The organism is Neobacillus sp. DFD-2R, from assembly GCF_057747865.1.
The window spans coordinates 2671338-2692265 of sequence record NZ_CM173228.1 but is presented as its reverse complement, the minus strand read 5'-3'; the positions used below and the strand labels follow the sequence as shown (position 1 = coordinate 2692265).

19 protein-coding genes, 3 pseudogenes and 1 riboswitch are annotated in these 20928 nt (G+C 37.7%); of the genes and pseudogenes, 15 read left to right on the top strand and 7 right to left on the bottom strand.

All coding sequences use genetic code 11. The annotated features are described in order from the left end of the window. Positions 1–100 precede the first annotated feature (100 nt). Both AC3ANV_RS13465 and AC3ANV_RS13460 read left to right on the top strand, forming a co-directional pair. Positions 101–1373, top strand: a pseudogene (locus AC3ANV_RS13465) (IS110 family RNA-guided transposase). Positions 1374–1889: 516 nt separating this feature from the next. After that, positions 1890–2372, top strand: coding sequence for a hypothetical protein (locus tag AC3ANV_RS13460; RefSeq protein ID WP_488314064.1), 483 nt, complete (start codon positions 1890–1892; stop codon positions 2370–2372). Positions 2373–2553: 181 nt separating this feature from the next. Here the strand turns inward: AC3ANV_RS13460 and AC3ANV_RS13455 are convergent. After that, positions 2554–3777: pseudogene (locus AC3ANV_RS13455) on the bottom strand (IS110 family RNA-guided transposase). 395 nt (positions 3778–4172) lie between these two features. After that, positions 4173–5396, bottom strand: a complete 1224-nt coding sequence (locus AC3ANV_RS13450; RefSeq protein ID WP_488314063.1) for an IS110 family RNA-guided transposase — start codon at positions 5394–5396, stop codon at positions 4173–4175. 341 nt (positions 5397–5737) lie between these two features. On the opposite strand from AC3ANV_RS13450, the gene AC3ANV_RS13445 reads away from it, so the two are divergent. The 8 genes and pseudogenes from AC3ANV_RS13445 (at position 5738) to AC3ANV_RS13410 (ending at position 12130) form a co-directional block, all read left to right on the top strand. Next, a complete protein-coding gene (locus AC3ANV_RS13445; protein WP_488314062.1) occupies positions 5738–5905 on the top strand; it encodes a hypothetical protein in 168 nt (55 codons plus the stop codon). 32 nt (positions 5906–5937) lie between these two features. Then, positions 5938–7182: a serine hydrolase domain-containing protein gene (locus tag AC3ANV_RS13440; RefSeq protein ID WP_488314061.1), complete on the top strand. Its 1245-nt coding sequence runs from the start codon at positions 5938–5940 to the stop codon at positions 7180–7182. Positions 7183–7717: 535 nt separating this feature from the next. Beyond that, positions 7718–7861, top strand: coding sequence for a hypothetical protein (locus AC3ANV_RS13435; RefSeq protein ID WP_488314364.1), 144 nt, complete (start codon positions 7718–7720; stop codon positions 7859–7861). Continuing rightward, complete coding sequence (locus tag AC3ANV_RS13430; protein WP_488314210.1) at positions 7810–8199, top strand: 2,4'-dihydroxyacetophenone dioxygenase family protein; 390 nt, start codon at positions 7810–7812, stop codon at positions 8197–8199. Before AC3ANV_RS13435 ends, AC3ANV_RS13430 begins: the two co-directional genes overlap by 52 nt. Before the next feature lie 503 nt (positions 8200–8702). After that, positions 8703–8969 (top strand): Spo0E family sporulation regulatory protein-aspartic acid phosphatase, encoded by a 267-nt coding sequence (locus tag AC3ANV_RS13425; RefSeq protein WP_488314060.1) that lies wholly within the window; start codon positions 8703–8705, stop codon positions 8967–8969. A 1639-nt stretch (positions 8970–10608) separates the two neighbouring features. Then, positions 10609–11253 (top strand): YrrS family protein, encoded by a 645-nt coding sequence (locus AC3ANV_RS13420; protein WP_488314059.1) that lies wholly within the window; start codon positions 10609–10611, stop codon positions 11251–11253. 110 nt (positions 11254–11363) lie between these two features. Then, a pseudogene (locus AC3ANV_RS13415) lies at positions 11364–11619 on the top strand (transposase); the annotation flags it as partial. A 76-nt stretch (positions 11620–11695) separates the two neighbouring features. Continuing rightward, positions 11696–12130 (top strand): cell wall hydrolase, encoded by a 435-nt coding sequence (locus AC3ANV_RS13410; RefSeq protein WP_488314058.1) that lies wholly within the window; start codon positions 11696–11698, stop codon positions 12128–12130. 509 nt (positions 12131–12639) lie between these two features. Here AC3ANV_RS13410 and AC3ANV_RS13405 read toward each other — a convergent pair. Continuing rightward, on the bottom strand, positions 12640–12909 hold the full coding sequence (locus tag AC3ANV_RS13405) for a hypothetical protein (RefSeq protein ID WP_488314057.1): 270 nt from the start codon (positions 12907–12909) through the stop codon (positions 12640–12642). 102 nt (positions 12910–13011) lie between these two features. On the opposite strand from AC3ANV_RS13405, the gene AC3ANV_RS13400 reads away from it, so the two are divergent. Then, positions 13012–13203: a hypothetical protein gene (locus AC3ANV_RS13400; protein ID WP_488314056.1), complete on the top strand. Its 192-nt coding sequence runs from the start codon at positions 13012–13014 to the stop codon at positions 13201–13203. A gap of 210 nt (positions 13204–13413) precedes the next feature. Here the strand turns inward: AC3ANV_RS13400 and acpP are convergent, their stop codons facing one another. Then, a complete protein-coding gene (gene acpP / locus AC3ANV_RS13395) occupies positions 13414–13641 on the bottom strand; it encodes an acyl carrier protein (RefSeq protein WP_488314055.1) in 228 nt (75 codons plus the stop codon). 1365 nt (positions 13642–15006) lie between these two features. After that, positions 15007–15151, top strand: a riboswitch (cyclic di-AMP (ydaO/yuaA leader). Positions 15152–15254: 103 nt separating this feature from the next. On the opposite strand from acpP, the gene AC3ANV_RS13390 reads away from it, so the two are divergent. Further along, on the top strand, positions 15255–15434 hold the full coding sequence (locus AC3ANV_RS13390) for a hypothetical protein (protein ID WP_488314054.1): 180 nt from the start codon (positions 15255–15257) through the stop codon (positions 15432–15434). Continuing rightward, positions 15415–16278 carry an SPFH domain-containing protein gene (locus AC3ANV_RS13385; RefSeq protein ID WP_488314053.1) on the top strand — a complete coding sequence of 288 codons (864 nt, stop codon included), beginning with the start codon at positions 15415–15417 and terminating at the stop codon, positions 16276–16278. The genes AC3ANV_RS13390 and AC3ANV_RS13385 overlap by 20 nt, the downstream gene beginning before the upstream one ends. Positions 16279–16665: 387 nt before the next feature. Here the strand turns inward: AC3ANV_RS13385 and AC3ANV_RS13380 are convergent, their stop codons facing one another. Then, on the bottom strand, positions 16666–16851 hold the full coding sequence (locus AC3ANV_RS13380; RefSeq protein ID WP_488314052.1) for a hypothetical protein: 186 nt from the start codon (positions 16849–16851) through the stop codon (positions 16666–16668). Positions 16852–17111: 260 nt separating this feature from the next. After that, entirely contained in the window at positions 17112–17591 is a 480-nt protein-coding gene (locus AC3ANV_RS13375; protein WP_488314051.1) for a DUF3920 family protein, read from the bottom strand. Positions 17592–18819: 1228 nt separating this feature from the next. Here AC3ANV_RS13375 and AC3ANV_RS13370 point away from each other — a divergent pair. Further along, a complete protein-coding gene (locus AC3ANV_RS13370; RefSeq protein WP_488314050.1) occupies positions 18820–19803 on the top strand; it encodes an aldo/keto reductase in 984 nt (327 codons plus the stop codon). Between the two features lie 166 nt (positions 19804–19969). On the opposite strand, the gene AC3ANV_RS13365 is transcribed toward AC3ANV_RS13370, so the two are convergent. Then, positions 19970–20518, bottom strand: coding sequence for a TetR/AcrR family transcriptional regulator (locus AC3ANV_RS13365; protein WP_488314049.1), 549 nt, complete (start codon positions 20516–20518; stop codon positions 19970–19972). Positions 20519–20719: 201 nt separating this feature from the next. Between AC3ANV_RS13365 and AC3ANV_RS13360 the strand changes: the two genes are divergently transcribed. Beyond that, positions 20720–20911: a hypothetical protein gene (locus tag AC3ANV_RS13360; protein WP_488314048.1), complete on the top strand. Its 192-nt coding sequence runs from the start codon at positions 20720–20722 to the stop codon at positions 20909–20911. Positions 20912–20928 lie beyond the last annotated feature (17 nt).

Genomic DNA, 20928 nt, shown 5'->3' with positions numbered 1-20928 from the left:
CTGTAGATCGTTATTTTTCGACTTTGAAAAAAATAGGGCTCCTCAGTAAGATATGAGTATAGACACCACTCTAACTCACAACTTTAGGAGGAACCCTACTATGAAGTTTAAAATGCAAACCAAACAAAATCAACTGATAGAAAGAATTTCCGTTAAACATCTTGTTGTTGGTGTGGATATTGCCCAACAATTTCACGTGGCCAGAGCCGTAAATTTCCGTGGAATTGTAGTTGGCGATCCACTTACACTCAAAAATAATGAAGAAGGATTTGCTAGTTTCCTAAAATGGATTAAAAATCTTCAAAGATTAAACAACCTAGATGAAGCTATTGTTGGGATGGAGCCAACTGGACACTACTGGATCAATCTTTCAAAATTGCTTTCTAAACAAGATATTGAGGTTGTAACAGTAAACCCTCATTTAGTAAAAAGGAATAAAGAAAACCGTGATAATACCCAGTCAAAAAGCGATAAAAAGGATGCTTTAGTTATAGCTGATATGGTGAAGAACGGTTACTACTCAGAGGTTAGGTACACATCAGAACCATTCGAAAAACTTAGGGTTCTAATGTCTAACCGTGATGTAGTAGTTAAACGTCTTGTTAGTTCGATCAATCAATTAAATCGTTGGGTAGATATTGTTTTTCCTGAACTCCGACAGGTGTTCAAAGATATTAAGGCTAAGGGGGCGATAGCAACCCTCCGTTTATTTCCTTCCCCAATGGACTTAGAGACTATGCAGCCTCATGAGGTTATTGCAGGTTGGAAATCTATAATGAAGAGACAGCCTGGATTAAAAAAGGGCCTATTACTTCTTCAATTAGCTAAGAAATCTGTGGGTACTAAGCCGCACTTGATGCTTATAAATTCCATTTAGAGCAGTTATTAGAGGAATATGATTTAGCAGTAACACAACTCGAAAGAGTTGAGCAACTGGTTACCGAAGCATTAATTGAAATCCCTTTTGCCAAGAAATTGTTTACCATCAAAGGAATTAGTGAAATATCTTTGGCGGGCATATTAGGTGAGGCAGGAGATTTAAGTGGTTTCTCCCACGGTAATTCTCTACTAAGGCATGCAGGTTTGCATCTAGCTGAGGCAAGTTCAGGAAAGTGGAAAGGCCAAATTGTCATTTCTAAACGTGGAAGATCAAGACTGCGACGATTCCTTTACTTAGCAACGTTAGCCTTGTGATGAATAACCCAGAATTTCAAGCATTACATTCTTATAATGTTAAGATAAAAAAGATGAAGAAAATGAAATCAATAATGAAGTTAATTGGCAAGCTGGCTAGAATTTTTGTAGGTATATCTAGACGAAATGAATCCTATTGTCCAGATAAGGTCAAACCATTATCACAGATGGCGGCCTAATAAATTACAGAATTGAAGATTTTTCCCCTCGAACTTATTAATATTGCAGACTATCTATATTGACCGAATGTAGGCTTATTCGTAGGATTTCAAATATGTACGGAGTACCAGATTGAACAAAAGGGCACCGACCCATCAGGTTAGCATAACTGGCCTCCACCCCTTGGAAAGGCATGACGAAGGAATGATAGGGCAAATGACCCGTTGAGACATGGGAGGGAAAGCCTCCAGGGGCGGCGTGGAGCAAGTACATTATATGGTAAATTGTGGAGTTGAACATTACTCCTCTATTTAATTATGCCTTCACGTAGCCATAATAATCTGATCTCATTCCATTTATTTGTTATTCTTATATCAATGGTTATGAAATCCTGCGAATAAGCGAGTATTCGGGAGAAAATCGTATTAAACTGAGGGAGTTCAATAAGGACTGGGAATATTTTAAAACCAATATACAAAAGATAATTATGATGAAATAAAATTTATTTGGGGCAAATGGGATAAGGTGATTTTTCTATGGAATTTATGAAGTATCAAGGTGAATGGTATGTTTGGATGTTATTCCTTATTTCAATATTAATTGTGATATTTATGCCTAAAAAAAATCTAACATGGGCAGGGATATTCATTACTCTTGGTGTAGCTGGACATTTGACTTGGATTGCTGATTCTATAGCAGGGTCTATATTTGATTTATTTGACCTTGCAAAGAGTAATACTACCGAGCTTAGCGATTCCTTTTTACTTAGCTTTGTTCCTGCTTGTATATCGGTAATTTATGTTAATTTTTATAACTCTCAAAAAAGATGGATTTTTGCATTAGTCTTTACGTTATTGTCTTTTTTCTTAGAATTAGGCTTAGTTAAAGTTGGATACATGAAAAATAAAAACTGGGAAACATGGTATGGGTTACCTGTTTACTTTATAATCTATAGGTTCTTTTTTCCATGTTTTTTAAAACTAATAACTACAAAAAAACTAGTCAAAGGATCTTCTTAAAGTATGACGCTAGAGTTCAGGTACGGGGCTGCTTCCGGCAGCCTTTTCTTATTGAACTATCCTATCCTGAAAATAAAAAATGGGAAAAGAGTGTTTTAGACAATAGGAAACTAGACCCCAGTAAAATCCAATTTTTTTAAAAGATCTGGATGGGGTAACTAACTATATTTTTCAACTATAATTACGCAATAGCTTCAATTGTAACCTTACAGCCAAGAGTCTCTAATCGCCTTATTGATTGTTTAATCACGATTTCTTTCTTTCGTCTGTCGAAGTAATCCGCTCCCAACTCAATATATGGAACTCTTTTGTTTAACATGTGATAAGCAATGGTTAAAATGGTATGTCCAACCGCAACTGCTGCCCGTTTTTTCCCAACTCTTGCTGATAAACGTTGGTATTGGGATGAAAGATAGGTATTTTTTGTCCTTGCAGCTGAATGTGCTGCTTCAACAAGTGCTGCTCGTAATTTTTTATTTCCTTTTCTCGTTTTTCCAGACTTTTTTTCCAGCACTTTCATTGTTACCTGGAACCATTCCAGCCCATGAACATAAATGAGGAGCTGAAGGAAATTGCTTTGAAATATCTATGCCAATACCAATCTCAGCCATGAGCTGTTCAGCGTGCCTCGACCTATTCCAGGAATAGAATCAAGTAGTTCAATATCTTCTTCATAAGGTTGCATTCGTTTCGTTACTTCTTCGCTCAACAATTCAATTTGTTGATCCATAAAATCAATGTGTGAAAGTTGGGTTTTTAACATCATTTTTTGATGGGGTCCAACGGATCCTACTAAAGCACGTTCTAAATCATCCTTTTTTTTCTTCAATCTTGCTTTAGCTAAGTTTGATAACGTCTCTGGATTATTGACACCATTAATAATCGCTTCAATTATTGCTCGACCTGATACACCCATAATGTCAGTCGCAACCGAAGAAAGTTTGATATTGGCACCTTCTAACACCTTTTGGATTCTACTAATCTCCCTAGCCCTTTCTTCAATGAGACTTCGTCTGTATCGAACTAACTCACGCAACTCTCTTTGCTCTCGATTAGGAATATAACTGTGTTGAAGTAGACCATGGCGTAGCAATTTCGCAATCCATTCTGCATCTTTAACATCGGTTTTACGACCTGGTACAGCCTTAATATGAGCAGCATTTACAACCATCGGTTGTATTTCCTCTAGTTCTAATAGATTGTAAATGGGTTTCCAATATACGCCTGTACTTTCCATCGCAACGTGAGTACATCGTTTACTTTTAATCCAATCTACCAATTCGAAAAGATCATGTGTCATAGTGCCGAAGGTTTCGATTTCTTTCCCTTTTTGTGTAATTGCGCAAGCAGTAATACTTTTTTTGTGGACATCAAGTCCACAACAGCGATTATATACAACATCCATTATAAAAACCCTTCCTAGGCTGAAGTAAATTAGGGCTGGTGCAACAACCATATAAGATTAATCTATCCTGCGTGCTTCTCAACAGAGAGCAACAATTTGTGGTGCACCTGGTCGTAATGAATCAGTCTACCATGCGGGCTCAAAAGCACCATAGTTTAACGACCTTCCTTCGCCAGCCGTATTAACAGGATTGACAGGAGGAGAGGGAACTAGACTAGTATAAAAACATTTTCATTCATTTGATGGTGTCGCGAAAGCGACATGAGTGTCTACCATGAAAATAAACTTCTGTAACTTTGAGAAAATGGCAATACTAAAGAAGACGCAGCTCATTCGTTTTTTAAAAAAGGGGAGAGCGCCAATTTCATAGATCTATGGTAATTAAGTGAACTGGATTAAGAGGCTTTAGGTTCTTCCAGCGTAACGATGTATCCTAAACTTTCAAGTCGTCTTAATGAATGCCGAACAATTGATTGTTGTCTCTGCTTATCAAAGTAGTCTTCACCTAAGTCTACATACATTTCTTTTCGGGTTAATAGATAATAAGAGATACGTAACATTGCGTGAGCGACTACAATTCCAGCACGTTTTTTACCCTTTCGGGATGCTGTACGCCTATACAGTGCACCAAGATAGTTTTTGGATCCCCTTACTGAATGAGCTGCTTCGGTTAACCCCGATCTTAAATACTTATTTCCTTTTTTAGTTTTGGCTGATTTTCTTTTTCCAGCACTTTCATTTTGCCCAGGAACTAATCCTGCCCAAGAACACATATGAGCTGCAGTGGGGAATTGTTTCTTCACATCAGTCCCACTTTCAGATAGGATTTGTTCGGCCATTCTGGTTGCTATACCAGGAATGGAATCCAATCGTGCCACATCTTCTTGATGAGAGCTGACTCTGTCGGAAACTTCCTTATCCAGCATCTCGATTTGCTCAGTCAGAAAATCAATATGACCTAAAATGGTTTTTAACATAAGGCGTTGATGTGAATTGATATAGCCTTTTAGGGCGAGTTCCAGTTCTTCTTTCTTCTTTTTCATAGTGCGCCGGGCAAAGTTTGCTAGTTTTTCAGGATCCTCCTCACCATCGGCAATGGCATCAAGCATATCCCGAGCCGAAACACCCAAAACATCTGAAACAACAGATCCCAATTTAATGTTCGCTCCTTCTAACACCTTTTGGATTCGGTTATGTTGCCTGGCTCGCTCTTCGATTATACTTCGACGATAGCGAACTAGCTCACGCAGTTCACGTTGATTTCTATCTGGAATATAACTTGCTTTGAGCAGCCCGTGCCGAAGAAGCTTGGCAATCCATTCTGCATCCTTTACATCCGTTTTGCGTCCTGGAACTGCCTTCATATGTTGGGCATTCACAACTAAAAACTCAATATCCTCAGCTTCAAGTAAATTCACAATCGGCTTCCAATAAACACTCGTGCTCTCCATGGCGACATGGGTACAATTATGATGTTTAATCCAGTCAACCAACTGTAATAGAAATACAGTTTTAGTAGAGAACGTTTGAATCTCCTTTCCTTCAGGTGTCAAAATACAGGCAGTAATATTGTCCTTATGGACATCCATACCGCATGCTCTTTCAATGACTACATCCATTGAAAACATCCTTTCTACGGCGATCATTATGATTAGAGGCTGGTGCAACAACCAGAATAGGATTAATCTACCATGTGTGCTTCCCGTAAGGGAGCGACAGTCAGTGGTGCACCGTGGTCGGTGGAGTCAGACTAAAGGATGGGCTCTCACGCACCATAGTTCAGCGACCTTCCTCTTCCAGCCGTAGAATCAGTATTGACGGTTCGTGACCATTTTCATTCTCTGTGGTGAAGCGTTGATTTTTGCGCTTCATGGATGGCTAAAGGGGCAAGAGTTGAAGAAGGAATATGTATTTACTTACAGAATATACATAATTAGGTAATGTGAAGGTGGGAGCTTAAATGGATAAGGACAGTATTTTCACCCTGCTCGGCTCCAATGGTGCGGGCAAGACAACGGTTGTCAAAGAAGATTACTTACTGAATAAAGGTGACTTTGAATTTGATGAAACCGAGAATAAACGTCCGATGAACAATTGGCTCTATTCTAAGCGCAGGACATATCCATAGGGCTGATAAAAAAGTAAAGAGAGGGAAACCAAATGAAAAAAATTACAACGGTACAAAGCAACAGCGGCTTCTCCGAAACTGGGCTGCGCAGAATGCGCGACGTGCTGGCACGGCATGTCGAGTCCGGGAAGATTCCTGGGCTCGTCGCCCTGGTCAGCCGGTACGATGAGATGCACGTCGAAGCGATCGGGACGATGCGCCATGACGGTGGTGCGCCGATGCGCCGAGACACGATCTTCCGGATGGCCTCGACGTCCAAGCCGGTTACGATTGCGGCGGTGATGGTCCTGCTCGACGAGTGCAGGCTGCGGCTGGATGACCTGGTAGAGCAGTGGCTGCCGGAACTCGCCGACCGGCGGGTGCTGAAGCGGATCGACGGCCCGTTGGACGATACCGTGCCGGCGCGACGGCCGATCACCGTACGGGACCTGCTGACCTCCACGTTCGGGCTCGGCATGGATATGACGTCGCTGGGCACTCCGATCATGAATGCGATCTTCGAGCAGGGGCTCACGCCCAATCTACCGGAGCCGGTGCCCGAGCCGGATGAGTGGATGCGCCGCCTTGGCGCGCTTCCGCTGATGCACCATCCCGGAGAGCGCTGGCAGTACCACATCAGCAACGATCTACTCGGCGTGCTCGTCGCCAGGGTCACGGGCCAGTCGTTTGAGACGTTCCTGCGCGAACGCATCTTCGACCCCTTGGGCATGAAGGACACCGGTTTCCACGTGCCCGCCGACAAGATCGACCGGCTGCCAACCCTCTACGCCCCCGACCCGCAGACCGGAGAGTTCATAGTGTGGGACGAGGCCAAGGGGGGACGCCACAGCCAGCCTCCGGCGTTCCAGGGCGGCGGCGGCGGTCTGGTCTCCACCGTCGACGACTACCACGCCTATTTCCGGATGCTGCTGAATCACGGGATGCACGGAACCGAACGGATCCTATCCCGGCCCGCCGTCCAGCTGATGACCACTAACCGCCTCACTCCCGAGCAACAAGCCGCCCGAAACGCCATGGCCCGCAACAACGTCCATGTGTCATTCGGCCAAGGGCAGCACGGCGGCTGGGGCTTCGGGATGGCGGTGCGCACCTACCGTGGTGACTACGCGTCCATCGGCCAGTTCGGCTGGGACGGGGGAAGCGGCACCGCGACGTACGCTGACCCGGACAAACGGCTCACCGGAATCCTGCTCACCCAGGTCGGGGCGTCCACTCCGGATTCAACGCGGCTTATCCACGACTTCTGGACCATGGTCTACCAAGCAATCGAAGACTGACACCGAGCCCGCGGTTCGTCGTTCGTTTAAAAAAAGGCCGGTGAATTTCATCGACCTTATTGGGACAGAACCATGACGTGACGCGGAGTTGGTTGGAAGGAGCGGGCAGGGGCATGGCCGCAAGTCCTTGGAGGTCTATTCAAAGCTTGAAATCACCGATGCCCAGCAGGGATATAACGAGGTCAATAATTCCCCATTTAATTACATCTAGTGTCAGTTTCGCTGGTACTACCCCTTTTTAAGTTAAAAAAATAAATAAAAAAATGCTCGACTTAAGGGTGCGTTATTCCAGGAAGGATTAACGCCTTTTTTGTTGAAGTTATTAGATGAAAAAAATGATATTTCGATAAAAAATACACCGTCAGACATAGCACTCTACGATATTCTGTCACTATTTATTATAAAAGAAATTGATATTTTAATTAGTTTTGAAACTTCTTTCGATGTGTTAGTAAGAAATTAGTAAGAACTCATGTTTATGATAGAGACAAGTCCAAGAAAATTACTCGGCCAAAAAATAAAGGTGGGATTTCAAATGAATACTGTTCAACTTTTATCACAGCCATTGGAAACCAGTTATATTAACCCTGATTCTTTGCCTTGGGTTCCATTTGTAGAGGGAACGAAATTAAATTACTCAAGGCTAATCCAATCACAGGACAATTTATTGCATTATTAAAGGCAACTGCAGATACAGTTATGCCTAATCACGCTCATCATGGAACAGTATTGGTCCATACCATACAAGGATATTGGACATATGAGGGTGAAGATTGGATTGCAGGGCCAGGGGATGTGATTTATGAACCTGCCGGATCCATTCACAGACCAATCATGGTCAACAAAGATGGCAAAAATGAAGACGTTGTTGCTTTAAATATTTTGGATGGAGCTTTACAATTTTTGGATGATAATGGTAACACCCTTTTTATTCTAAACTGGCTGAGTGCCTTGGAAATGTACCAACAATATTGCCAATCAACTGGAACCAAACCGGTCGATGTAACAAAGTTTTGATATTGCAAGAATAAGTATGTAGTTTTCTATCTGAAATTGAACGTAGATTTAGTTTCGTCTTGGGAATTTCAATCTGTAGAAGAGATTTTTATGTTGAACAAATGGTAATCGGTTTTACGGATGTTCCCTATGGAGAAGCAATTGGATCAGCGATTGCCTTCTCCATTTTTTATAAAAGCTGGAACTGGTTAATACTGGTGGAGTAGAGCTCAAATATTGCTCCTGTATTGTTACAGGATTCGGCATTAAAACGTGAAAAAATTACCTTTGGAAAATTTTATTAAATTTTAAACAATTGGTAGGTGGAGGACTATCATACAGGATTTCATTCAAATATTACAATTATCAATTAAAAATTTTAAACAAGTAGAGAATGAGCTTGATAGACTAAATGAAAGAGAATTTGAACGAGTTGCAAATGCATATGCTTGCCACGCGTTTCTACATGAACTTATTGACTCCTTAGTGAGATGGAAACAACAAAATAAAAGAGACTAAAAAAAATGAGTGAGCAAAACGTGGAAGATGGCGGAATTCAACTGACTTTAAGATATTTTTATATGAAAGGGATATTTATGAGTAAGAATTCACTGATAAAGCAGGTTTTGCAAGACATTGAGAACAAGAGAAAGGAACTTTTTAATGTTTCTAAGCAATACGGATTCCCCCACTCTAAAACAATCAAATGCAGTCAAGATTTAGATAATCTACTGAATCAATTCTGTAAAGTTCATTATGAAATCAATAATAAATTTAATAGCTCAAATTAAAGAGTATTTTCATCTATCAAATTAACCGGCTTATTTTAAGCAATATGTGTGTACTATTAAAAAGAATAAGGAAACATTCGTTCAATGAGGATTGCGACGACGGCGATCCTTTTTTCTTGTTCGACTAAAGGTCAGGTTCAAGAAGAAATTAATATTATTGGTGAAGAATTATTAAAATATCTATATCACAGTTAAGGTGTGTGTCATATTAAATGAAAAAACAATTTTAAAAATCAGCATAGAATGTTAGAAAGTTTCGGTGATGAATTTCTGGTGGTTTGTCCCAATTGTAAGCGTAAAACAAAGATTATTTCATTGAGAGAACAATCCCCTTATAGAATAGGAATTACAAATAGGTGTCTCTGGTTACACTGTGGAATGACCAAAGAATTTGTACCAAAAAATAACTGCTTTAACAAATCATTAATTTCGTACGGGAGTAAGTGGAAAGAGGGCTACATAAATATAGGAGGTGCATTTGATTGGTATTTTGGCTATCCTTTATATTTGCAATTAGCCTGTTGTGGTCATACATTATGGGCATATAACCTCGAACATTTAGAGTATATAAAAAAAATTACGTTGAAGCTGAACTAAGAGAAAATAGAACTTATTATCTAAGTGTGGAAAGCAGATTGCCTTTTTGGATGAAATCTTCTAAAAATAGAGATGTGGTTTTGAAAGCTATTTCTAAATTAGAACATAAAGCAAATCAGACCTAAAAAGAAAGAACATTTTAAACATACTTAGTGAAGAATTACACTTAAACTATCGGGCGTGTTTCTCGAATAGTGCCCCTTCGTTTCCTTATTCAAATGGACATAACTGGAATTGAAGCAAAAACCCCCTTCTCATTGAGTAGAGGGTTCCGTTTTGAGGTGCTTTTCTCAAATTTAAAGCCAAAATGACACTTAGTTTGACATAGTGATTGATATACAAAAACGTACTTTGTCTCTCCATTCAAAAGACAGCAATTCAGCGGTCTTTTGCTGTTTATTCCAAATTCACTCTAATTCCTATCGCTGCCATAATTCCAATAACTGAAATAAGGATGGTTTCTATTAGATTCATATAAATTCCTCCTCTGCCTTTATGAATATCTATTATACCATTTATTGCTTGATTTTTTTTGCATCTAAAATCACACGCTATTCCAATAATTATTTCATACCTTAATAGGCTTGTTTGCCTGATGAAACCTTGGCTTCATCCTTCAAGACAAATCGTACCCACAGAGGCTCCAAGTCAAGTCCTTAACCACTTATCTATGCTTACATGTAAACAAAGATAAAAGGTGCATTCTATCAATCTTTTTAGGATGATACTGTATATAACTGCTTCTTTAGTTTAAAAAGGAAATTGGAATAAATGGGCAGCGGCAGCAGCTGCATAATAAATGGTTTGCCGGCTACTTTTCTTACCATCAACTCAAATATGCACTAGTTACGGTTAATAAGGGTGTAACTGGCAATGAAAAAGGGGCTTATCAGTTGTTTTCCGAAATGGTTAAAATGCTTTATGAAAGGTATCGTAAATAGAGATAAGGTACCAAAATGTGGAATATTGTGATAAAATACTTCAAGTTTTTCAACACACATGGTAGAATGTTGACAGCCTCAGTTTTGGGAGAGTGGTTATTTTGAATAATTTTCAAGGCAATTCACGTGCAACGTCCAGAGTAAAAAGAAAAAAAACCAATTTCATTTTAAACGGATCAATTGTAATCGTACTTATACTTATTGCATTTGTTTCGTATTCGATTTTTTCGTCGGGAGATAATAATGCAGCATCCCAAAAAAGTGTTCAAGCCTCAGCCGAAAAACAATCGGTCCACAACATAAAGAAGGATAATACAGCTGCGAAAAAGAGTTCAACAAGTAATCAAACAAATGACAACTTATCGTCCCAAGATCAAACTCAAAATGATCAAACGAATAGTGGTACAGTATCAGCAGGCAATTCATCCTCATCTTCTTCGGGTAGCCTGCAGTCAAGTTCCACAACATCACCAGCACCGGAAACACCGGCACAAACCGGTCAGCAGCATGTTACAAGCTATGATTCAAGTTCTCAAGATTGGCAGGAGATGCTACAGACAATCTCTTCTGCTGCTGGAATAGATCAAAGCAATATGACTGTATGGTTTTTAGGGAGTGACAAAAGCAACCCAGGCGGCTCAGTCGGGACTGTATCAGCAAAAGCAAAAGGCTCGCAAAAATATCGTGTGTATCTCCAATGGGATGGCTCAAGCTATAAAGCAACAAAAGTTGAACCAGCTTCATAAAAAGGAAAATAGGATGTCCTCAGGCTGTCGAGAAACACTCGACAGCCTTTTATTTCGCTTATTTTATTCAGTAATTCACCGCGTTAATTTGTTAAAATATATATCAAATACGGTCCAAAAATAAAGTAAAAGTAGTGACACGTCATGTCCCGGGTAGAGCATAAGGAAAAAGGAAGATTAAAAAGGCTTTCTAAATCAGGAAGAATGCATTATAAATTCAGAAAGGAAAAAATTGAGCAAAGCTTCGCAGATTCAAAAGTGCCGCTTGGGCTTCACTATTGACGATTAGGGGGATTAAAGAAGGCAAGTGAGCAGTTAGTGAACAACACCTTTTGTAGCAATATTGTGATTTTTCCTGTTGATTAACATTTTTCACTTCAAAACAGAACCCGTTAACATAATGGATGCTTTTTATCATACATTTAAATCGGAGGTGAAAAGTGTGCCGAGAGCAAAATATAGATCATCGGATGTTGGTCTGATGGCAAGGATGTTGAGAGCAGAAGCTGAAGGTGAAGGAAAAATGGGAATGTTGCTTGTAGGGAATGTAATAGTTAATCGTCTAAAAGCAGATTGTTTAGACTTTAAAGGACTAAGGACAATTCCACAAGTAATTTTTCAAGTACAAGGAGGAAATTATTCTTTTGAAGCTGTTCAAAAGGGTAATGTGTTTTACCAAGCTCCGAGAAGTGCAGAGAAAAGATTAGCAAAACAAAATTTGGATTACTGGAGGAATTTCCCGGCTAAACATTCTTTATGGTATTTTAATCCCCATGCTCCATGTCCACCAACATGGTACGATCAACCAATTGCAGGGCAATATAAACAGCATTGTTATTATGAGCCGAAAGAATGTCCTAGTGCATATAGTTGGTAAAAAAAAACACAATTTGTAACGGTTTCACATCAGATGTGCAAACATTAAAATCACAAGGAGAATCACACGGCATTTTCACATAGGAAATATCGTGTGATCTTTTGTTGTTATCGTAAGGTTTCTATACGCTTTTGTGCCATTTTCGCATAGGAATTCACAGTGTAATTCTAAAGGCTAAAAAAAATTATTGGACAGGATGTGAATTTGGCGTGATTTAAGGTATCAATGTAACCGAGTATTTGAACATAATGCAGATATTTACAAAGCGAATCTAAGGCTTATTCGGATAGGACAAGTAGAAAATTGCTTATGATAGTCCGAATGCGGATTTAATCGGGCAGGACAAAAGCTCCCAGTCATAACTGGCTTTTGATTAATTAAGCTAGTTCTTCTTGAACGATCAGGTAGCGTTAGTTCTATAAAAAAATCCTGTAACGATAATAAACTATTTATCATATAGTACAGGATTTTCTATAATTAGTATTTTAATAATTTGTCTTGATTGTTTCCTATTCTCCATCGTCATCACCACCATCACCTATGTCTCCATTCCCGTCATCAATAACCTCATCGTCATTATCATTGAAGAAATCATTAATTGTTTCTATTAAAGATTTCTTTTTTTCATTTTGTTCTTCATCAAATTCATAAGAACTATGTCCCATAAAATTTGGGATTGAGAAAGTTTGAATAACCTGTCGCTTATTTTTTAACCATATTATGAAGAGTAAGGTAATTATTAAAAGTATTAAGAATGCAATTAATAATAATTTCAGCAAATTACATCTCCCCTTGTCCACTCTTTATGTAAAATTATGTAATTTGTATTTTTTATTCCAAATTTAAAGGTGGGGGCTTTAGCAGAAGCGAGGAGAAAGTAAATGAAAACGTATTTTTTGAAAAGAATAAAAAACTTGTTATGGCTTTTAGTTGCTTCTTTAATCGGTGGTTTGTTCGCCTATTTGAGGAAAGGTAACTTATCCATCAATTCAGATAATATTTATATGTTTAAAGCGATGGGAATTGGGATTTTAGCAGTTGAATTAATAAATCTATTTTTTTTGGTAATATAAACAAAAAAAACAAATCAGTTAGTGAGTATTTATGCCGATAAAACTTTTCAACTAATGTTACTTCCTTGTTTAACTGGGGGCTTTAATTGAGGACGGGATTGCTGCGGTCAAAAGAGCATTTCTGTTATACGGATTAGCGGATTCCTTCTGTGATACGTTCACCCGTGTTCAAGTGTCCGCCTACATTGGGCTATCCGCCTTCCCTATTTGTTAACGGTTTTCAATATAGTTTACGACATCACCGACAGTTTGAAGCGTCGCTGCAACTTTGTCACTAATTTCGATCGCGAATTCATCTTCAATTTCCATCGTCAGGTTCACCATATCAAGCGAATCAGCTTCGAAGTCATCTTTGAATGATGCTTCCGGTTTGATATTCTCCATTTTGACACCCAGTTGGTCTGCAATAATAGGCTTTAACTTTTCAAATGTGGTCATTGCGGCATCCTCCTAACTATTTCATAACCACCATTATAACAACCTAATTCGGAACGTAAAATATAAAAGTATTGCCAATATCTGGCGAACATTTGAATAAATGAAAATTGGTTCCATTATTATTTTAGGTACTAAACAAGTCGAAGCACGTTGCATTAAGCTGAAAAGTGGGTTACGGCGAGTTTTTTGAAGAAAATATCAAATTGTTTATTAAAGCCTATAGAAAAAAAGAGATTGCACAGACGCATTTACACCTTACCATACGAAAAGAATTTTAATTTTGCGTATGTCCTCGACTGCAATACTACTTAGCGCGCTGTGTACCATAATCCATCCAACAAATTCCGGTTGATAACAGGAGGTATTGGTGGTGGAGGAATTATTGGGACTGCTATCGGTCTATTCCACGGATTGTAGTGATAAATAATTATGTAGTGATACATAAATATCATCCTTTCACTTATAGTCACAGTAGACTATGAGCGTTCACCTAAATAGGATTGGATGGAGGCCTAGCTTTATTAATTAATACCAATAGTTATGGATTTTTCTTTCGTATTTTTTCCTAGGAATATGTGTTGTTTTGTGTACTATTGGTCATTGAAAAGGTTATTTTAAGAAGCGAAATATCAAATACTTCAACTAATCAAGTTAATAAGCCTAAAAAACAGCCTCTAATAAAGAGACTGTCGGCAAGTATAGTAACTATTTGATTCCTCAACAAAATAGTTGCTGTCAATACTAAATTATCCATTAACATTTACCTACTTACAATAGCGCCACACTTTTTTGAATATACATAATCCAAAGAAAAAGAAAGCGAGAAAGCCAATTAACGCAATAAAAATGTTTAATATATTACCAAGGTCCCCCAGGCCGATTAATCCAAAGAATTTGGAAATTATTCCGAATAATGATAGTAGCAACCATATTACACCTGTTAAAAATCCAAGGAAAATTCCAAAAATGCTACAGTGACCATGACAATTACAGTGACCATGACAATTGCAATGACAATGATGACTCATAGAAATTCACCCCCTGTCAATGGTTGTTCAACATTATGGTATGCGTAAGCTTGACCTTTGTTTATAAAAAACACAAAAAGAGGCTCAAAAAAGGCACTAATTGGATAAATTTTAGAGTAGATATTGAACTACTATTTAAAACTGGTCCTTAATGGTGCAAGAGGTAATAGTACCTTTTTTAATGTTCAATAAAGAATAAAAAAATGAGTATGGGTTAGAAAATAAGATAAAATCAAGGATTTATTTGGAAATATCTTAGATTAAGAGTAGATTTAACCAAGTTTAGCCTTTTACAAGTTAGATACACAGGATTACAATTACTTCATAAATTAGTAATTTAATAGATCGGCTTAATCCTGAGGAAACTCAGGAGCGGAGGAACCAATTTTTTGGGGTTAATTCTGGATAATCAGAAGGGATGAGAGCTGCTCTTTCGCCATCCTACCCGTCAGCTAACTTCGTCGGCTAAAGCGGGGGGGGGCTATGACCACCTAATTCAGGGTGCTTTTTTGTTTATCAGCAAATTAGCAGCCTGAGCTAAAAAAGTAGGTCTTTTTATTATGCCTATTTAGAGAGAAATGGGGGATGAAATTGGTTGAAATTGTTTTTCAGCTTGTGGTAATGGCGGTTATTCTCGCGGTAATTGTATTCTGTCTTTCTTGGAAACTATTTTATAAAATTGGAAACAAAGTAGAAAAAACAAGTGAAAAAATCAAAAAGGAAAATGATAAGGGGAATGAGGAACATGAAAATAACAAAATTTAAGCTTGGGGCATTTATCTTTGCGGTAGTGCTGCTTTTAGTATTAGTTGCAAGTTTTACAGGAATCTCATGGATTAGCGTCGGAAATGTAGGGATTGTTAAGCACATGGATGGAGAAGTCACAGAACTAAACCAAGGAATCCATTGGGTTGGCTGGGGGGTTGCCGTCCAAGAGTATCCTACTTATATGCAGTCGCTAGTCCTTTCGGATAATCCAAAGGAAGGTGGAAACGATAATCAGCAATGGTCCGTGGGTACAAGTGACCAACAGGAACTGCCTGTCAATACTTCTCTTACATGGAAAATTAACACCAAAAATGCCACCGCGCTTTACCAGGCAGTTGGAGGAAAAGACATTCAATATATCTCAGATTCGATCGTGAAACCCACTATGAAAAATGTGGTCAACAAAATTACCCACAAATATACTTGGAATGATATAAAGGGTGCAGGACAAGCAGATGTGACAGCACTTATCAACAAAGACTTAGGAACGGAACTAGGTAAAATAGGGATTGAAATCGGTACCTTTGGGTTCACCCATGTAGGTTCTCCAAAAGGAATGGAGCAGTCCCAGCAATCACTTGCCACTTCCGAATTAAACGTCAAAAAGGCACAAGCGGATCAAGAAAAAGCGAAGATTGATAATCAGACCAAAATCCTAAATGCTCAAGCAGATGCACAAGCAGCCAAGATTAAAGCGGAGGGCGAAGCTGCAGCGAATGAGGCATTATCAAAATCTCTAACACCTGAGTTGGTAGAATACAATAAAGTACAGAAATGGAACGGTGTGAATCCAACAACAATTCTTGGAAATAGTACCAGCACAATGGTAAGCGTTAAATAAAAAGAATAAAAGTGTTGGTATTAAAAAAGACACTTTTTTGTAAAGTTGAAAAAAGGGTTGCTTCGGCTATCCCTTTTTCTTTTTGTGCTAACGTCAATAAGTAATAATGGTCTAACATTGTTTACATTTAAAACGCTAGATAGAGAGTTTACATATAAAAATATGAAAATGTACATTCTTTTCAGCTTGTGTATCACAATGAAGTAACAAAAATATTTTCTAATTTAATTCTAACAAGGAATTCTTAGGAATTAACGGGTTTAGTGTTTGCCGGTACTGTATTGACCATAATAACAAGACGGTTTCAGGAATATCAGCTTTCACAAAACCAATTTTTTTGAAAATAAAAAAAGCACCCATATAGAGTGCTTTCCTTATTTATCCTTTTCATTTACTGAACAAACTTTTTACTCCCTTATAAATTAAAACGAGTGAAAAGACTAGGACAGTTAGTATGCCAAGAATATTAGTAACCGGTGAAACGCTTTCAAGAAAAGAATCAGCTAAAGGAACTTTAATAAGTGCAAAACCAGATAAAATCGTAGCAAGGAATAAGAAAATCCGATTATCCATTGGTTCCTCCCCCTTTCAATGTGATTGATAAATTATATTACATCATTATTACGAATATGTCATTTGTATAAAATATTGTACTAACAGGGGCACTTTCACAACGTAAAATAAAAAACCTCCCTAATAGGGAGTATAAAATGATTATAGCTGAATTCAAAATTGATTTTCGTCGGGACACCTATAAAAAATATGAATTAGCCAGGGTAACAACAAGAAAAGGATTAATCTTCCATGAGAGGATTGTTCGTTTTTTGAAATGATCATAAGTCAACGTATTTATATGATCCGGATGTTAGATATTCTTTTGTTTTTTCTTTTGCAAATTGAAAGGCATCAATTTCAGTAATTCGTTCTAGATATGGTAATTTTTTATCAGATTCGAAATGATGTCTAAAATCAGGATTGGAGTCTTGCATTACATGACGAAATTCATGAAAAAGAGTCTCAATTAATGGGATATATTCATTAAAGCGAAAAATAAAGATAATCTCTAATTCTCTCCAATAAATACCTGATGCGAATCGTAAATATTCATCTTCTTCATCACCTAAGTCATGAATGATTTTATTCGCTTGACTAATAGAACAAAAAATAACCGGAATAGTAAAATTTGAGTCTAAGTATTTAAAAACAGTATTGGATAATGTTTTAATGTCCCAATAAAATTCATCATCCAACACATACCAATTTTTATATTGGTGAAAAATTATGTGTTTTTGTAGAACTTGATTTAAAGACATGCATAAAACCTCCTATACTTTCTTATCAGTCATTCTTATATAAATTCTCACTTCTCAAAGATTGTTGCTTTTTTGATTTGCTGATAAAACTCTTAAAATCGCTGATAAATAGTTTTGAATCAATACTAAAGTGTAATTTTTAACATGACTCTATTGTGAGTAATTAACAACAATGTTTACGAAAACAGCCTATATAAAAAACTTTTTTCCTGAGAGTAGACTAAAAACCACAATAGGATGTGGTTTTTAAGATATTTTCGTAAATTTTATCCTCATTATTCACTAAATTTATAAAAACTAAACGTATTGCCTAATAAAATCCACCAAAATTTATTTCTACGTTTAGCATTTTTTTTAAAATGTAGTTAAATTGACAGTTTTTAATGTTGACGCGTTCCAAATGTTCCGTAAGATCAGTAAACTAGTCGAACCAGGATTGGCCAATTTAGCTGTAATTCTCTATTTATATTATTTTTTTAAATATTTTTTATACCATTAATATATTGTTTTTTTTAAAGTTACAAAGAGAGGAGCGACATATATGGGGTTGAAATAAAAGTAATTTTAGCAAAGAGGGGTTGAACAATAGCTTTTTAAAAGCAAAAACCCTGATTTCCTTATATAAAAAGGGCAGTCGGGGTACTCCCTGCTCTATTTTCTTTGACAGGATTGGTAGGTGTTAGTTTGAATAAAGAAAGAAAAAAGAGGAAAGGAAACGTTTTAAGTGCTTCTTAATGCTTTTAATAATTGATAATAAAAGAAGCTAGATATACTACCTAGCTTCTTTTATACAATCCTCTCAATCAAAATACCCACTTGTTTCGCCATGACTTGAGGCGGATTAGGACATTTCATTTGTGAACCACCATTCCACAATCTCTACATAAGCCCCCGCAATAAATCGAAGAATAACCTCTTCATTTATTCCGTGATTTTTTCCTTTTGTAAAATTGACTTCACCCTTTAAATCGCACTTGAATGATTGCTCCAGAAGGAACCAGTAGCAGCTCCAGTTGTCGGTACGACTGAAATATCTCATATTGAAGATGCGGTGGCTGATGTTTCACTTAAATTGGTTGACCCTTACAACTTTTAAAGATAATGAACAATTTTAATCTTTCTGTTCAGTAATACACAAATTGCGTTATTTTAACAATTGAGAGTGTTTTTGTTCTGTTTATAATAGGAAATAGTTAATTATGTAATTTAAGAAAGCGAGGACAATCAAATGGAATATGTAAAACTTGGAAATACAGGATTGGATGTATCTCGGCTTTGCCTTGGCTGTATGGGTTTTGGTGTCGCAGACCGATGGGTCCATCCATGGGTTATTGATGAAGAGCGCAGTCGTCCAATTATTATGAAAGCCCTTAAGTTAGGCATCAATTTTTTTGACACAGCAAATGTGTATTCAGACGGAACAAGCGAAGAAATTGTTGGGCGGGCTCTAAAGGATTTTGCCAATCGGGATGAAATTGTCATCGCAACGAAGGTTTATTTCCCTATGCATGAAGGTCCAAATGGTAAAGGTCTTTCACGAAAGCATATTATGAGTGAAATTGACAAGAGTCTTAAGCGCCTCGGAACAGATTATGTTGATCTATACCAAATTCACCGTTGGGATAATAATACTCCTATCGAAGAGACAATGGAAGCATTACATGATGTTGTGAAAGCTGGCAAGGTAAGATACATTGGTGCGTCTGCAATGTTTGCATGGCAGTTCCTAAAAGCAAATCATGTTGCCGAAAAAAATGGGTGGACCCGGTTTGTATCGATGCAAAATCATTTAAACCTTTTGTATCGTGAAGAGGAACGGGAAATGCTGCCGTTATGTAAGGAAGAAAAAATTGGTGTGATTCCGTATAGTCCGCTAGCATCAGGAAGATTGACGCGTGATTGGGCTGAAACAACGCATCGTTCCGAAACCGACCAAGTGCAGAAGTCTAAATATGATGCTACTGCTGTTACGGACAGATTAATCGCGAAGCAGGTTGCTACAATTGCCGAAAAGCGCGGTGTACCCCGCGCCCAAATTGCACTCGCTTGGTTGCTGCAAAAGGAACCGGTAACAGCACCTATTATTGGAGCTACAAAAAAATTACATCTTGAGGATGCAGTACCAGCACTTTCAATCAAGTTAACACCAGAAGAAAAAACATCACTTGAGGAACCATATGTACCGCACCCCGTAGTTGGTCCCTTAGTTTAGGTCAATATTTTTAACGGAAAACGTGACTCTATTTTACTAAGGAACTACAAGTTTACTCCTACACAACAACTTTCTAGGTGAGAAATTTATGTATCAAAAATTGGCCAGGTATGCTACCTGGCCTTTTTACTTGATTAATTTTATCTAAATGGCATTTTTAGAGATACTATAAAATCCTCTCTAGCAAAATCCCCAACTCTTTTGCTATTGACTTAGGAGGACAAGGCATTCCATCCTTTAACCATGATTCCAAAACCCCTACGTAAGCATTTGCAGCAAATTTAATAATAACATCTTCGCTTAGACCTTCATTTTTTCCGATTGTTTTGTGCAACTCGTCCTTGTACCCTTCGATAACATACTCTAGGAACTTACTACGAAAAGAAGGGGCTGCTTCTTTGCTCGATAACATCGTCGAAAAGAATAAATAATTATTCTCAAAGTATTCGAAAAAGATCTGGATCGCATCTATCCATTCCTCTTGACATGCCCATTCACTTGTTTCCTTAAGCTCGTTTATATGTTCTTCTATCATCTTATCTAGTAGATCGTATTTATCCAGGTAATGAAGATATACAGTACTTCGGTTCACATTTGCCCTGTCAGAAATATCCTGAATGGTAATGTTATCAAAATTTTTTTCACTCATAAGTTCAAGAAATGCTTGTTTTATCGCTCCCTGAGTTTTGAGTACTCTTCTATCTACTTTCGGCATTGTTTCATCACCAGACTTTCTTAAAGATAATCAACAATTTTTATTTATTTGTTGAGTAATCAACGAATTGCGTTGATTTAACGATTGAAATGAAAATACATCTATTTATAATTATAAACAGATGTTGATTAATCAATCAATATTGATTTTTTATAGGGATTTAATTTAACATCTTCGGAAATTCAAGCAGGAGGTTTAATTATGGACCGTGTTGAAAAGAGCAAGGAAAAATACAAACAGCTATTTGGCGATGGAGTACCTGCGACATATTCTATTGATCCGGATTTTCAGGACATCCTGAGTCGCTTCATTTCCGGGGAAGTTTTTTATCAAGGTAATCTGGATGATAAGCAATGTGAGCTGATCACACTGGTAGTTATCAGTACCAACTAGACAATTCTAATTCCAAT

Excerpts from the sequence above, each read along its gene's own strand:
- AC3ANV_RS13450 (WP_488314063.1), bottom strand. The coding sequence starts at position 5,396 with ATGGATGTAGTCATTGAAAGAGCATGCGGTATGGATGTCCATAAGGAC.
- AC3ANV_RS13400 (WP_488314056.1), top strand. The coding sequence starts at position 13,012 with ATGAAAACGTATTTTTTGAAAAGAATAAAAAACTTGTTATGGCTTTTA.
- AC3ANV_RS13390 (WP_488314054.1), top strand. The coding sequence starts at position 15,255 with ATGAAATTGGTTGAAATTGTTTTTCAGCTTGTGGTAATGGCGGTTATT.
- AC3ANV_RS13440 (WP_488314061.1), top strand. The coding sequence starts at position 5,938 with ATGAAAAAAATTACAACGGTACAAAGCAACAGCGGCTTCTCCGAAACT.
- acpP (WP_488314055.1), bottom strand. The coding sequence starts at position 13,641 with ATGACCACATTTGAAAAGTTAAAGCCTATTATTGCAGACCAACTGGGT.
- AC3ANV_RS13445 (WP_488314062.1), top strand. The coding sequence starts at position 5,738 with ATGGATAAGGACAGTATTTTCACCCTGCTCGGCTCCAATGGTGCGGGC.
- AC3ANV_RS13385 (WP_488314053.1), top strand. The coding sequence starts at position 15,415 with ATGAAAATAACAAAATTTAAGCTTGGGGCATTTATCTTTGCGGTAGTG.
- AC3ANV_RS13435 (WP_488314364.1), top strand. The coding sequence starts at position 7,718 with ATGAATACTGTTCAACTTTTATCACAGCCATTGGAAACCAGTTATATT.
- AC3ANV_RS13380 (WP_488314052.1), bottom strand. The coding sequence starts at position 16,851 with ATGGATAATCGGATTTTCTTATTCCTTGCTACGATTTTATCTGGTTTT.
- AC3ANV_RS13425 (WP_488314060.1), top strand. The coding sequence starts at position 8,703 with ATGAGTGAGCAAAACGTGGAAGATGGCGGAATTCAACTGACTTTAAGA.
- AC3ANV_RS13375 (WP_488314051.1), bottom strand. The coding sequence starts at position 17,591 with ATGTCTTTAAATCAAGTTCTACAAAAACACATAATTTTTCACCAATAT.
- AC3ANV_RS13365 (WP_488314049.1), bottom strand. The coding sequence starts at position 20,518 with ATGCCGAAAGTAGATAGAAGAGTACTCAAAACTCAGGGAGCGATAAAA.
- AC3ANV_RS13460 (WP_488314064.1), top strand. The coding sequence starts at position 1,890 with ATGGAATTTATGAAGTATCAAGGTGAATGGTATGTTTGGATGTTATTC.
- AC3ANV_RS13370 (WP_488314050.1), top strand. The coding sequence starts at position 18,820 with ATGGAATATGTAAAACTTGGAAATACAGGATTGGATGTATCTCGGCTT.
- AC3ANV_RS13360 (WP_488314048.1), top strand. The coding sequence starts at position 20,720 with ATGGACCGTGTTGAAAAGAGCAAGGAAAAATACAAACAGCTATTTGGC.